A 13,476-nucleotide genomic window follows, 5' to 3' on the forward strand; every position below is an offset into this window, starting at 1 on the left:
GCGGCACCGAGCGGCTGCGCATTACGCCGACGCCGTTCCATACCGATGCACTGATTGCGGGACTGCAAGACGCGCTGGTCGAGACATGGGATGCGCTCGGCATCCCCTACGGCTCCGCCGGACGGCCCACTGTCGCCAAGAGCGACCGGATTGTGCCCCTGCTGGTGCCGAAGTCCGGCGGCTGAAGCCGTTTGAAACTCGCTCTGACGGCCATCTGACGCAGGTTTCTCCGCTTCCGGTGCTCACGGACCCAAATGTCCGCTGCGCTCCGGTTCTCGAAACCCACGCCAGCTGACTCGTCGGAACGACTTTCAATCCGGCTTCAGACGGCTCAGAAGCTTTTCATCCACCTCGCCAGGCGATGCGCTGCTTCCTCGAGCTGATCGAGGCGGCGGTGGAAGCACAGCCGCAAAAACGCTTCGCCGCCCGGGCCGAAGGCGGTGCCGGGGGCCAGGCCGACATTGGCCTTGTCGACGATGTCGAAGGCGGCCCGGTGCGGATCGGTGATGCCGTCGACCGTGAAAAACAGGTAGAACGCGCCTTGCGGCACGGCGAAGCGCGCCTTGCCGGTGGCGCCGATTATGTCGCAGACCAGGTCGCGTGCCGCGTGTGCGCGCTCCACCTGCTCGACAATAAAGGAATCGCCGTGGTCGAGGGCAGCGATGGCGCCGCGCTGCATGAACTGGGCGACACCTGAGGTCGAATACTGGATCAGGTTCTCGAACACCTGCTGCAGGTCGGGATGGGTTTTGATCCAGCCGATGCGCCAGCCGGTCATCGCCCAGTTCTTGGAAAAGGAGTTGACGAACAGGATGCGGTCTTCCGCGGTCGAAATGTCGAGGAAGGACGGCGCGCGGCCATGGCCGTAGTGGAACAGCGAATAGATTTCGTCGGCGATGATCCACAGGCCTCTTTCACGGGCGAGACCGAGGATCGCCTGCAGCGTTTCCTTGTCGGCGGTCCAGCCGGTCGGGTTGGAGGGCGTGTTGACGAACAGCGCCTTGGTGCGGGGCGTGACCGCGGCTGCAATCTTGTCGACATCGCAGGACCAGCCATTGCCGGACTGGTCGAGCGTGACCGCCACAGGAGTAGCACCGGAGACACCGGCGGCGGCGGCAAAATTCGGCCAGGCCGGGGAGAGATAGACGACCTCGTCGCCACTGCCAGCGACGGCGGCAAGCGCCAGTTGGATGGCGTGCATGCCGGAACCGGTGGCGATGAATTCCTCCTCGGCGAAATTCTTGCCGAAATGCCTGAGATAGTAGCGGGAAAGCGCTTGCCGCAGCTCCGGAATGCCCTTCTGCCAGGTGTAGAAGGTCTCGCCATTGGCGAGCCCCTTGGCGGCAGCTTCGGAGATGAAGGCAGGCGTCGGCAAATCGCCTTCACCGGCCCAGAGCGGGATCATCCCCTCGCGCGTGCGCCCGTAATTGACCACGGCAACAATGCCGCTTTCAGGGGCGGCAACGGCTTCGGCGCGCAAGCTATCGATCAAAGTCATGGACAGGTCCGTTTTGATGTCAGGTGAGTGCTTTTAACAGAAGCAACAACAGAAAACCCCGGCCGCGAACGACCGGGGTTTTGGTCCAAGGATCTTGGCCGGAGAGCTATTTCCTGGCGAGGAGATCGCGGATCTCGGTGAGCAGTGCGACGTCAGCCGGCGGCGGAGCCGCTGGTGCAGCGGGCTTCTCGCGCTCAAGCCGCTTGCGCAGATTGTTCACGGCCTTGACCATCAGGAAGATGATGAATGCGAGGATGATGAAGTTCAACGCCACGGTAATGAAGCTGCCATAGGCAAAAACAGCGCCCTGTTTCTTGGCTTCGGCCAGCGAGGTAGCGTTGACGGCCGAGGAAAGGCCGAAGAAATAGTTGTTGAAGTCCAGTCCGCCTAAGATGGCCCCGACGATCGGCATGATGATGTCGTTGACAAGAGAATCGACGATCTTGCCGAAGGCGGCACCGATGATGACGCCGACGGCCAAGTCCATCACATTGCCCTTGGAAATGAATTCCTGGAACTCTTTCAGCATTCGACCCTCCTTGTCATGGCAGGCCGCGCTGCCGCCGTCCTTCGGCGCCGGCCCGCGCATACCATAACAAAAACCTGAGGTTGCAACAGAAGCAAAAGCGGGAAAACACCGCATTCTCTTTACCTTAGGTCACGGGCTCGACAGGCGGCGCGTCGTCGCCATGCGCCGAAAGCCGCGATGGACTCGCCCCCAAAGCTGTGATTGCGTCTGGCCAGGCCGCATGAATACTGGCTGGAGGAGGACTTTCGAGCCGTGCAGGGCTGGTTCATTGTCATCATTGCCGTCGCCTATGTGACGCTGCTGTTCGTCATTGCCAGCCTCGGCGACCGGCGCTCGGCGGCTTCCGGGCCCGGTCGTGCCCGACCCTTCATCTACGCGCTCAGCCTCGCCATCTACTGCACATCCTGGACCTTCTTCGGCTCGGTCGGCCTGTCGTCCGAACGCGGCCTCGAATTCCTCGGGATCTATACCGGCCCGGTGCTGGTGTTCGTATTCGGCTTTCCGCTGCTCAACCGCATCGTGCGGCTGGCCAAGAGCGAGAAGATCACGTCGATCGCCGACTTCCTCGGCGCCCGGTACGGCAAGAGTTTTGCCGTCTCGGCGATCGCCACGCTGATCGCCACCATTGGCGCGGTGCCCTATATCGCGCTGCAGCTGAAGGCGATTTCCGGTTCAGTCGGCCTGATGGTCGAGCACTATACGGGATCGCCGCCCTCCTTCGATCCGTTCGTCAGCGACATCTCGCTCGTCGTGGCCATGCTCTTGGCGCTGTTTGCAGTGCTGTTCGGCACCCGCCACGCGGACGCCACCGAGCACCAGGACGGACTGGTGCTGGCGGTGGCTGTCGAAACCGTGGTCAAGCTCGCCGCCTTCCTGGCGATCGGCCTGATGGTGACCTTCCTGATCTTCGGCGGACCGGGCAACATGATCGACAAACTGGCCGAGAACAACCAGGTGCGGCAGGCGATGGGCTACAACACCTCGCTCGCCACCTGGCTGGTGCTGACCTGTCTGAGCGGCTTTGCCATCATCATGCTGCCGCGCCAGTTCTACGTCACCATCGTCGAGAACCGCGGCGAGGCCGAACTGCGCACCGCGACCTGGGTGTTTCCGCTCTATCTCGTGGCGATCAACCTATTCGTGCTGCCGATTGCCTTCGCCGGCCTGTCGCTGGTCGGCAGCAGGACCAGCAGCGACCTCTACGTGCTGTCGCTACCGCTGTTCAGCGGCCATGACGTGCTTGCCATGGCGGCCTTCATCGGCGGCCTGTCGGCGGCGACCGCCATGGTCATCGTCGAAAGCGTGGCGCTGTCGATCATGATCTCCAACGATCTCGTCATCCCGCTGTTCGTGCGCCGGCTGCTCAAGACCACGACGTCGGAGAATGAAGACTGGTCGACGCTGATCCTCAATGTGCGGCGCGGCGCGATCTTCATCCTTTTGTTCATCGCCTTCCTCTACTATCGCGAGAGCACCAACTCTGCGCGGCTGTCCTCCATCGGCCTGATGTCGTTTGCGGCCATCGCCCAGTTTGCGCCGGCGCTGATCGGCGGGCTGATCTGGCGCGGGGCCAATGGCCGGGGCGCGGCCTTGGGTATGGTTGCCGGCATCCTCGTCTGGGGCTACACGCTGCTTTTGCCTTCGCTCTCGGCAGCCGACGCCGACATTGTCGTGCATGGCCTGTTCGGTTTCGAAGCGCTGCGGCCGCGGGCCTTGTTCGGGACCGTCGCCGAACCGCTGAATCACGGCGTGCTCTGGAGCCTGTCCGTCAACACGTTGTTTTTTGTGCTGGGCTCACTGTCACGCGCGTCGGTGCCGCTGGAACGCATCCAGGCGTCGATCTTCGTGCCGCGCGAGGCCAGTCCGATGCCAAGCCTGCGCCGCTTCCGCACCGCCATCACCGTCAACGTGCTGAAGGACACCATTTCGCGCTATCTCGGCGTCGAGCGCACCGAGCGCTCCTTTCAGTCCTTCGAGAAAAGCACCGGCGTCTCGCTCTACGGCAATGAGCAGGCCAGCATGGACATCATCCGCTTTTCCGAGCAGCTGCTGGCGAGCGCGGTCGGCTCGTCGTCGGCGCGGCTGATCCTGTCGCTTTTGTTTCGCCGCAACGACCGCGAATCCAAGGATGCGTTCCGCCTGCTCGACGACGCCACCGAGGCGTTGCAACACAATCGCGACTTGCTTCAGATCGCGCTCGACCAGATGGAACAGGGCATTACCGTCTTCGACCGGGATTTCCGTCTGATCTGCTGGAACAGACAATATCGCGCGCTGTTCGACCTGCCCGACGAGATGGGCCAGGTCGGCGTCTCGCTCGACCGCATCCTGCGCCATCTCGCCGAGCGCGGCGACATTCCGGCCGACCAGCGTGTGGCGATGCTCAACCGTCTGACCAGTTTCGTCAGTCCATGGCAGATGGAGTTGAAGACCAGCGGCCGCATCCTCGAACTGCGTTCCAACCCGATGCCGGACGGCGGCATCGTCGCCACCTATGCCGACATTTCGGGCCGCGTTGAACAAGATCTGGCGCTGAAGCGGGCTAATGAATCGCTGGAGCAGCGGGTCAAGACGCGCACCATCGAACTGACGCGCGTCAATGAGGAACTGGCGCAGGCGCAGATGCTGGCCGAGGAGGCGAATCTCGGCAAGACGCGCTTCCTCGCCGCCGCCGGCCACGACATCCTGCAGCCGTTGAACGCCGCCCGGCTCTACTGCTCGTCGTTGATCGAAAAGGCCGGCAAGGGCCCGGCTGGCAAGGCCGCCGTCAACATCGAATCCTCGCTGGAATCGGTCGAGACGATCCTGGGCGCCGTGCTCGACATTTCCCGCCTCGACGCCGGCGCGATGAAGCCGGATGACAGCGCCTTCCGGCTGGACGGGCTGCTGCGCCAGATCGGCAATGATTTTCAGCCACTCGCCGCCGAAAAGAAACTCGACCTGACGATCATGGCCTCGTCGCTCAGCGTCATGACGGACCGCAATCTCCTACGCCGGCTGATCCAGAACCTGGTCTCCAACGCCATCAAATACACCAGGCATGGCCGCATCCTCGTCGGCGTGCGGCGGCGCGGCGAGCTCGCCGAGATCCAGGTGATCGACACCGGCATCGGCATTGCCGGCGACAAGCTGAACACGGTGTTCCGCGAATTCACCCGGCTCGATGAAGGCGTGCGCGAGGCCGAAGGCCTCGGCCTCGGCCTCTCCATCGTCGACCGCATCGCCCGTGTGCTCAGGCTCGAGATCCAGATCTTTTCCCACCCCGGCAAGGGCACGCGCTTTTCCGTCATCCTGCCGATTGCTGCCGTTGAGGCGCCGCGGCGCGAGGTTGAGCCCAGGGCGCCTGCTCGCACCGCGAACTCGCTGGCTGGGCTGCGCGTCATGTGCATCGACAATGACGCCCGCATTCTCGACGGCATGCGGCTTTTGCTCGAAGGCTGGGGCTGCAGCGTCGGCACGTTCTCCGGATCGGAGGATTTCACCAGGGTCGACATCCATCGTCCCGACATCGTGATTGCCGACTATCATCTCGACGGCGGGAGCGGCCTCGACGTGATTGTGCGACTGCGTGACATCCACGGCCGGGACCTGCCGGCCGTGCTGGTCACCGCCGACCGCTCCACGGAGGTTCGTGCCGCTGCCGCCGCCCTCGATGTGCCGGTGATCAACAAGCCGCTGAAGCCGGCCGTGCTGCGCTCGATGCTATCAAGGGTCAGGCCGCTGGCTTCGGCGGCGGAATAGCCACGCCGGCCCGTTCAGCGGTGTCCAAGGCTTACGAGATAGGCGCAGAACATGTCGGCCATGGCATCGGCATAGGCTTCGATCTCGGCGTCGGTGCGGGGGCTTCCTGAAAAGTCCTTTCCCACGGAGCTCAGCGTCGCGCCGATCACGCCACCGGCCAGCGTACGGACGGCTTCCGGGGCCTCAGGCAAGGCTTCATCCAGAAAGTTCTGAACGGTGCGCTCGCCAGCGTCCCTTGCCTCGTGCGCCTCGGGGGCGTCGCGATAAAGCGGAGCGGCGTCATTGAGCGCCCCGCGCACGGCAGCCTCATCGCACTCCGAGCGGATGAAGGCATGGACAAGCCTGCGCAACCGCTCCAGCGGTGGCCGCTGGTTGTCCTCGAGTATGGTGCGCAGCAGGCCGCCCGTCTGCTGCCACTCATCGCTTTGCAACCGGAACAGCAGGGCGGCCTTGTTGGGGAAATACTGGTAGAGCGAGCCGACGCTGACGCCGGCCCTTTCGGCCACGCGTGTGGTGGTGAAACGCTGCGCGCCTTCGCTCGCCAGAACCTGAACAGCAGCTTCCAAAATCGCCGAAATTAGCTCGACCGCGCGAGCTTGCTTAGGCTGCTTTCGCGAGGAAATAGAATGGCTTGGACGTTCCGTCATGGTGCTGTCCGGCAGTGCGAATTGGAAACCTGAAGGATTATTCGTATTTTCAGCACGACACAAGAACGCAATGAATTTTCGATTGGAGACTTCGATGACCACCCTCACCCCGCTCGCACCCTTGCTCGCCCGCCTGTTCAAGGAGGCGGAAGCAGCGACGAGCCCCGCAGTGGCCAGCTTCTCGCCCGACGAGCGGGAACGCCTGCTGCGCAGCAAGACCGAATATGTCGATTTCTACGGACGGCTGAAGGACCTGTGGCTCGCGGTTTCGCCGGAGACCGGCACGCTGCTTTACATGCTGGCGCGCAGTTCAGGTGCGCGCGTCATCATCGAATTCGGCACCTCGTTCGGCATCTCGACGCTCTATCTTGCCGCGGCACTCAGGGACAATGGCGGCGGCCGTCTGATCACCACCGAGTTCGAACCATCCAAGGTGATGCGGGCCAAGGCCAATCTGACCGAGGGTGGCCTCATCGATCTGGTGGAAGTCCGCGAGGGCGACGCGCTGCAGACGCTGAGCGCCGATCTTCCCGAAACGATCGATCTCTTGCTGCTCGATGGCGCCAAAGCGATCTACCCTGAAATATTGAGCCTGGTCGAAAGCCGGCTCAGGCCCGGCGCGCTGGTGATCGCCGACAACGCCGATTTCAGCGCCGAATACCTCGAGCGCGTACGCGCTCCTGCATCAGGCTACATGTCGACGCCTTTCGGCGACGACGTCGAGCTGTCGGTGAAGTTGCGCTAAGGCCGCCGGCGGACTGCTTGCCGGGACAGAACAGAGCTGAGCGCGTTCGGCGCTCAGCCCACCGGCTGCAGCGGGTCGTTGCCGATCTTGGACAGCTGGATCACCGCCTGGGTGCGGCTGTCGACGCCGAGTTTTTGCAGGATGGCCGAGACATGCGCCTTGATCGTCGCTTCGGAGACGCTGAGCTCATAGGCGATCTGCTTGTTGAGCAGGCCTTCGGCCAGCATGCCGAGCACGCGCGTCTGCTGCGGCGTCAGCGTCTGCAGCCGCTTTATCAGGTCTGATATTTCGGGATCGCGCTCGACACCGAGATCGATGCCGACGGGCGCGGCGATATCGCCGGCCAGCACCGTCTGCACGGCCGTGCGGATCTCCTCCATGCTGGCCGATTTGGAGATGAAGCCAGACGCGCCGAGATCGAGCGCACGCCTTATCGTCACCGGGTCGTCGTGGGCCGACACCACCACCAGCGGCACCGCCGGATGGATGCCGCGCAGCGAGATCAGGCCAGACAGGCCGCTGGCGCCCGGCATCGACAAATCGAGCAGCACCAGGTCGACATCCTCATGCGCCACGACCAGCGCCTTGGCGCTCTCGAAATCGCCGGCCTCGTGGATGGCGGCAACATCGCCAACGCCGGCAAGCGCCTCTTTCAACGCGCCGCGGAACAGCGGATGGTCGTCGGCGATGACGAAGGTGTAGCCCGACGGCAAATATTCCTCCCAAATCCCGTTATCATTGTCGGCTTTTGCGGGACCGGACGATTATGCGGCGAAGTGTTGCGTTTTCAAGCGGCAATGGCCGGCCGCTGAATTTTCCCCAGCCCGGCCGACGCCAGCTCAGGTCTTTTGCCCGTCAAGCTTGGCGCCGTCGTCATTGTCCATTTCCTTGACGATGCCCATGAAGCCACGCATGAAGCGCTCCATGTAGTTCATTGTCTTGTCGAAATCCTCCTCGCTCGGCAGTTTCGATTCGAGGCGGGCGGACAGCGAATTCTCCAGCTTGGTGACGCGTTCGTCCATGGCCTTCATCGAGGCCTGCAAACGGTCGACCTCGTCTTGGAAGGCGGCGCGCTCGTCGGCCGCCATCTTGCAGACGAGCTGGCCAGAGCGTTCCTCGCAGATCGACATGGCGCCGGTCTGCGTGTCCATGCGGACATAGCCATTAGCCGATTTTTCGAGCCGGTAGCGATCGGTCTCCTCGGACCAAGCCGATGCCGCGACCAGCGAGACCAGTGCGGCGGGGATCAGTATGTGCTGAAGACGCATGTTCATCCTCCATGAGCCAGTGTGCGGGAGCCTATCACAGCTTTGCGCCGTAAATGCGGAAGGGTTGCCCTTCCCCGCATGATCGGTTCGGACTATAGCGCAGCTATGTCTCAGATTATCTACAAGATCGCGCCCGAGGCGCTTTGGCGCGAGGCCGAGAAAAGCGGCCGCTTCACCGGCGCTCCGATCGACATCGCCGATGGCTTCATCCATTTCTCCACCAGGCCCCAGGCCAGGGAAACGGCGGCAAAGCATTTCGCCGGCCAGACGAATCTGGTGCTGGTCGCCATCGATGGGGCCTGGCTGGGCGAAGCGCTGAAATACGAGGTTTCGCGGGGCGGCGCGCTGTTCCCGCATCTCTATGGTGTGCTCGAAATGGGCGCCGTGCTGTGGGTAAAACCATTGCCGCTTGGCGCCGATGGCGCGCACCAGTTTCCGGTGCTGGAGGGCGAATGAGCGTGCTCGACCGCATCAGCCAAAAACTGCTGTTCACCTTCGATCCCGAAACGGCGCACGGCATGTCGATCGCGGCGCTGCGATGCGGTCTGCCGGTCGGCGCGCGGCCGGTGCGCGACGACCGGCTGAAGGTCAGCCTCTGTGGCCTCGATCTTCCGAACCCGCTCGGCATGGCCGCCGGCTATGACAAGAACGCCGAAGTGCCGGATGCACTGCTTGGTCTCGGCTTCGGCTTTGCCGAGGCCGGCACGGTGACGCCGCTGCGGCAGTCGGGCAATCCGAAGCCGCGCATCTTCCGGCTGACCGAGGACGATGCGGTGATCAACCGGCTGGGCTTCAACAATGAGGGCCACGAGGCGGCCGAGAAGCGCCTTGCTGCGCGTAAGGGACGCGGCGGCATTGTCGGCGTCAACATCGGCGCCAACAAGGACAGCGCCGACCGTGTCGGTGACTATGAGTTGGGCGTTTCCCGCTTTGCGAAATACGCCAGCTATCTCACCGTCAACATCTCGTCGCCCAACACGCCCGGCCTGCGCACCATGCAGGCGCGCGAGCAGCTGGGCGAGCTTTTGGCCCGGGTCATTGCTGCGCGCGCTTCCGCCTCGGCACAGCCGCCCGTCTTCCTCAAGATCGCGCCGGACCTGGTCGAGGCCGAGCTTGAGGATATCGCCGCCGAAGTGAGCGAAAAGCAGATCGATGGCGTCATCGTTTCCAACACGACGCTGGCGCGGACCGGACTGCGCAGCACGACCGGCGCCGGCGAAGCTGGCGGGCTCTCCGGCAAGCCGCTGTTCGAACGCTCGACCATCGTGCTGGCCAAGATGCGCAAGCTGCTCGGGCCGAAGCGCGCCATCATCGGTGTCGGCGGCGTCGATTCCGCCGACACGGCGTTGGAGAAAATCCGCGCCGGCGCTGATCTCGTCCAGCTCTACACCGGCATGATCTATGCCGGGCCGGCGTTGCCGGGCCGCATTCTGACCGGGATGATGCGCTTCATCGACGAGGAGGGGCTGAAGTCGTTGCGCACGCTGCGCGATGTCAGCCTCGACCAGTGGGTTGCCAAGCCGCTCTAGAACGCCGTGCGCATTCTCAGCCGCAAAATCGTCAGCAGGCTGATGCCGCGCACCAGCAGGAAGACATGCAGCGCCGCCCACAGGCCGTGATTGCCCAGGGCCGGCGCCAGAGTGAGCAAGGCGGCGCTGAAGGCCAGGAACGACAACAGCATCATGTTGCGCATGTCGCGTGACCACGTTGCGCCGATGAAGACGCCGTCCATCTGGAAGGCCAGCACGCCGCTGAGCGGGGTCAGCGCGGCCCATGCCAGATAGACATCGGCAACATCGCGGACATCCTGCGATGTCGTGATCAGCGCGACCAGGCCGGGGCCGCCCAGCCAGAAGATCAGCGTAGCGACACCCGCCAGCCCGAAACCCCAGAACAGGGTGAGCCTTACCGCCTGCCGGAACGATGCTTCGGCGCGCGCGCCGACCGCACGGCCGGCAAGCTGTTCGGCGGCGGTGGCGAAGCCATCGAGGAAATAGCCGGCGACGAGGAAGAAGTTCATCAGCACGGCGTTGGCGGCCAGCGTCAGTGTGCCGAACTGCGCGCCCTGGCGGGTGAACAGCGCGAAGGCGGCCAGCAGCGAGAACGAGCGGATCATGATGTCGCGGTTGAGCGAGAGCATGCGCAGGAAGGCGGCTATGTCGAGCAGGCGATGGCGCGGCAGAACGGGCGCGGCCCTGAAGCGCCAGACGACGATGGCGAGGCCAAGCAGCATGGCCAGGAACTCGCCGGTGACGGTCGCCCAGGCGACTCCGGCGACGCCCCAGCCGAGCTTCAGGCCGAGCAGGATGCAGAGCAAGATGTTGATGCCGTTGAGCACCGCCTGCAGCATCAGCCCAAGCCCGCCCTCGCCGCGCCCCAGCACATAGCCGAGGATGGCGTAGTTGATCAGCGCGAAGGGGGCAGCGAGCATCCTGATCCTGATATAGACGCCCATCGCCTCGCTGACGCGCGGTTCGGCGCCGATGAATTTCTGGCCGGCGATGGCTATCAGCGGCGCAAGGGCGACAAGCGCGATGCCGGCGGCGACCGCGATCAGCACGGCGCGCCAGAACACCGCCTGCTCCTCCAACTGGTCGTCGCGGCCGAAAGCCTGGGCGACGAGGCCGGTGGTGCCGGAGCGCAGGAAATTGAAGGTGTTGAAGACGACGTCGAAGACCAGCGCGCCGGCCGCCAGGCCGCCGAGCAGGGCCGCGTCGCCAAACTGCCCGACCACCGCCGTATCGACGATGCCGAGCAGAGGCGTCGTCAGATAGGCGAGCGTCATCGGCACGGCGATGGCAAGCACCGAACGGTTGGTGACGGCGAAGGGCTTCGCGTCGGCTGGGATTGCGCCCTGGTCCAGGAGATTGCTGCCTTGCTGCTTGATCGAACAGCCGATGTGCCCCATTTTCCGGCGACCGCGCAATCACTCACGCCGCGATGGCCAACCGAATTACCGACCTTGGCGCGAGCCCTGATGCCCCTGCAGATCGTCCACCATCCCGACTACGATGCCGGCTTTGCCGTCAATCATCGTTTTCCGATGAGCAAATACCCACTCTTGATGCAGGCCTTGCATACGCGGGGCCTGATCGGGTCCAGCACGCTGTCGATGCCGGAGCCGGCGCCGGCCTCCTGGCTGAAACTTGCGCACGCGGCCGACTACGTCGACCAGGTCATCGCTTGTGCGGTGCCCGAAAGGATCGAGCGCGAGATCGGCTTTCCCGTTGGCCCGCGGGTTTCGCTCAGGGCACAACTCGCCGCCGGCGGCACGGTGCTGGCGGCGCGGCTGGCGCTCACCCACGGCATTGCCTGCAACAGCGCCGGCGGCAGCCACCATGCGCGGCGCGCGCAGGGCGCCGGCTTCTGCACTTTCAACGACGTCGCCGTCGCTTCGCTGGTGCTGCTCGGCGAAGGTGCCGTGCAGAACATCCTGGTCGTCGATCTTGACGTGCACCAGGGCGACGGCACTGCGGACATCCTGAAAGACGAACCACGCGCCGTCACCTTCTCCATGCATGGCGAGCGCAATTATCCCGTGCGCAAGATCGCCTCCGACGTCGACATCGCGCTGCCGGACGGCACCGGCGATGCGGCCTATCTCGAGCGGCTGGGCGTCCTCCTGCCGGAGCTCTCGGCCAAGGCGCCCTGGGACATCGTCTTCTACAATGCCGGTGTCGACGTCCATGCCGAGGACCGGCTTGGCCGGCTCTCGCTTAGCGATGATGGCTTGCGCACCCGCGACGAAATGGTGATCGGCCATTTCCGCGCGCTGGATATTCCGGTCTGCGGCGTCATCGGCGGCGGCTATTCGACCGATGTTGCGGCACTGGCGGCACGCCACGCCATCCTGTTCGAGGTAGCGTCAGCCTACGCCTGAGGAACCTCAGATTTGAGCATGATCTTTTCCGAAAACCGGCTTCCAAGTTTCGCTGACGCGGACCTGCGGTTCGGGATCATGCTCCGACTCACTTCCGGTAATTTGCAACCCTAAGCAGGATGAAGAGCGGCACCACGATCGCGGCGCCGAGCAGGATATAGCCGAAGAAGCGATAGACGGCGTTGAAGCCCAGGTTCCAGAGGTCAATGAAGAAATTCTGGATGCGGTAGAAGACGTCCATCGGCGTCCAGCCGAAGGCGTTCATCACCAGTCCGACGAGGAACGACACGACCAACAGCTTGACGATCACCCTGACGGGCGAGTCGCCGAGAAAGCGCGTCAATGCGGACAAGGGCCTGCCTCCAGATTCGGGTGCCCGGATTCGGGCACAGGCCCAGAAATACGCACTTGGCCGCCCGGCATCAAGCCGCGGCGGCTCAAGCATGGGTGTAGCAGGTGTCCGACATTCGCGGGGGGTTGCGAGCCTGGCCGCTGCCGTTCGATCTGCGCAATGGCGCTTAGTTCGCGCCGACCAATGGCAAGATGAAGTTGGACCGATAGGTGTCCATTGTCGCGCCATTGCGATCCTCGTCGAACAGCGTGCTGCTGCCAAAGCTGGCGCGCAGGCCAATCATATATTTGTTGCTTGTGCTGAACGTCTCGGATTCGACCGAGAGCGGTTCATATTGATGACGGCCGAACACGGACCATGGCGTGCCCTCGAACCTGTACGTGGCCTGGGCCGCAAGGCTGACCGTGTCGAAATCGGCAAAATCCGGGCCGACCCTGTTGAAGGCGATTTCGCCATCGAGCCGCAGGTTCGGCTGCACAAAATAGCGTGCAACACCGCGAACGCCCTACTCAGTCGGAATGTCGAAATCCAGATCGATCTTGCCGTAGTAGGCTTACCCATAGAGCGTCAGGTTGCCGAAATAGACCTGCGCCTCGGGCCCGACCGTATAGTCGTCCTGCAGCCGCAATCGCGCGGCGCCGGCCTCGGCCTCAACCTCGCCCGCCAGATCGCCGGGCTGCATGACGGGACGATCCGGATTCTGGATGGTTCATGGCGCCGCGCGCGCGTGCGCATGGAACTTCCCGTGCGAAAGTGATGCTCCCGCCGGCGGGGTTTCCAACAGCCGTTTCCGAACAGCTGTCCAAGGGCGATTGC

13 protein-coding genes and 1 pseudogene are annotated in these 13,476 nt (G+C 63.8%); 7 read left to right on the plus strand and 7 right to left on the minus strand.

All coding sequences use genetic code 11. The features are described 5' to 3' along the window. Nucleotides 1-185: pseudogene (locus ACWGTO_RS19830) on the plus strand (5-aminolevulinate synthase); the annotation flags it as partial. A gap of 146 nt (nt 186-331) precedes the next feature. Here ACWGTO_RS19830 and ACWGTO_RS19835 read toward each other — a convergent pair. Then, on the minus strand, nt 332-1,498 hold the full coding sequence (locus ACWGTO_RS19835; protein ID WP_454576502.1) for a pyridoxal phosphate-dependent aminotransferase: 1,167 nt from the start codon (nt 1,496-1,498) through the stop codon (nt 332-334). A 106-nt stretch (nt 1,499-1,604) separates the two neighbouring features. Beyond that, complete coding sequence (gene mscL / locus ACWGTO_RS19840) at nt 1,605-2,027, minus strand: large conductance mechanosensitive channel protein MscL (protein ID WP_454576503.1); 423 nt, start codon at nt 2,025-2,027, stop codon at nt 1,605-1,607. Nucleotides 2,028-2,279: 252 nt separating this feature from the next. Here mscL and ACWGTO_RS19845 point away from each other — a divergent pair, with 252 nt between their 5' ends. Continuing rightward, entirely contained in the window at nt 2,280-5,768 is a 3,489-nt protein-coding gene (locus ACWGTO_RS19845) for a PAS domain-containing hybrid sensor histidine kinase/response regulator (protein WP_454576504.1), read from the plus strand. A gap of 14 nt (nt 5,769-5,782) precedes the next feature. Here the strand turns inward: ACWGTO_RS19845 and ACWGTO_RS19850 are convergent, their stop codons facing one another. After that, complete coding sequence (locus ACWGTO_RS19850; protein WP_454576690.1) at nt 5,783-6,415, minus strand: TetR family transcriptional regulator; 633 nt, start codon at nt 6,413-6,415, stop codon at nt 5,783-5,785. Between the two features lie 94 nt (nt 6,416-6,509). Here ACWGTO_RS19850 and ACWGTO_RS19855 point away from each other — a divergent pair, with 94 nt between their 5' ends. Continuing rightward, nucleotides 6,510-7,160, plus strand: coding sequence for an O-methyltransferase (locus ACWGTO_RS19855; RefSeq protein ID WP_454576505.1), 651 nt, complete (start codon nt 6,510-6,512; stop codon nt 7,158-7,160). Nucleotides 7,161-7,213: 53 nt separating this feature from the next. Here the strand turns inward: ACWGTO_RS19855 and ACWGTO_RS19860 are convergent, their stop codons facing one another. After that, nucleotides 7,214-7,873: a response regulator gene (locus ACWGTO_RS19860; protein WP_454576506.1), complete on the minus strand. Its 660-nt coding sequence runs from the start codon at nt 7,871-7,873 to the stop codon at nt 7,214-7,216. Nucleotides 7,874-7,999: 126 nt separating this feature from the next. Next, on the minus strand, nt 8,000-8,428 hold the full coding sequence (locus ACWGTO_RS19865; RefSeq protein WP_454576507.1) for a hypothetical protein: 429 nt from the start codon (nt 8,426-8,428) through the stop codon (nt 8,000-8,002). Nucleotides 8,429-8,533: 105 nt separating this feature from the next. Between ACWGTO_RS19865 and ACWGTO_RS19870 the strand changes: the two genes are divergently transcribed. Both ACWGTO_RS19870 and ACWGTO_RS19875 read left to right on the plus strand, forming a co-directional pair. After that, on the plus strand, nt 8,534-8,884 hold the full coding sequence (locus tag ACWGTO_RS19870) for a DUF952 domain-containing protein (protein WP_454576508.1): 351 nt from the start codon (nt 8,534-8,536) through the stop codon (nt 8,882-8,884). Then, on the plus strand, nt 8,881-9,957 hold the full coding sequence (locus ACWGTO_RS19875) for a quinone-dependent dihydroorotate dehydrogenase (RefSeq protein WP_454576509.1): 1,077 nt from the start codon (nt 8,881-8,883) through the stop codon (nt 9,955-9,957). The genes ACWGTO_RS19870 and ACWGTO_RS19875 overlap by 4 nt, the downstream gene beginning before the upstream one ends. Here ACWGTO_RS19875 and ACWGTO_RS19880 read toward each other — a convergent pair. Next, nucleotides 9,954-11,291 carry an MATE family efflux transporter gene (locus tag ACWGTO_RS19880; RefSeq protein ID WP_454576691.1) on the minus strand — a complete coding sequence of 446 codons (1,338 nt, stop codon included), beginning with the start codon at nt 11,289-11,291 and terminating at the stop codon, nt 9,954-9,956. The two genes, ACWGTO_RS19875 and ACWGTO_RS19880, sit on opposite strands and share 4 nt — an antisense overlap. 114 nt (nt 11,292-11,405) lie before the next feature. Between ACWGTO_RS19880 and ACWGTO_RS19885 the strand changes: the two genes are divergently transcribed. Beyond that, on the plus strand, nt 11,406-12,308 hold the full coding sequence (locus ACWGTO_RS19885) for a histone deacetylase family protein (protein WP_454576510.1): 903 nt from the start codon (nt 11,406-11,408) through the stop codon (nt 12,306-12,308). Nucleotides 12,309-12,396: 88 nt separating this feature from the next. On the opposite strand, the gene ACWGTO_RS19890 is transcribed toward ACWGTO_RS19885, so the two are convergent. Further along, complete coding sequence (locus ACWGTO_RS19890) at nt 12,397-12,660, minus strand: DUF6460 domain-containing protein (RefSeq protein ID WP_454576511.1); 264 nt, start codon at nt 12,658-12,660, stop codon at nt 12,397-12,399. A gap of 337 nt (nt 12,661-12,997) precedes the next feature. Between ACWGTO_RS19890 and ACWGTO_RS19895 the strand changes: the two genes are divergently transcribed. After that, on the plus strand, nt 12,998-13,417 hold the full coding sequence (locus ACWGTO_RS19895; RefSeq protein WP_454576512.1) for a hypothetical protein: 420 nt from the start codon (nt 12,998-13,000) through the stop codon (nt 13,415-13,417). Nucleotides 13,418-13,476: the final 59 nt, after the last annotated feature.

It is taken from the genome of Mesorhizobium sp. PL10, assembly GCF_053714315.1.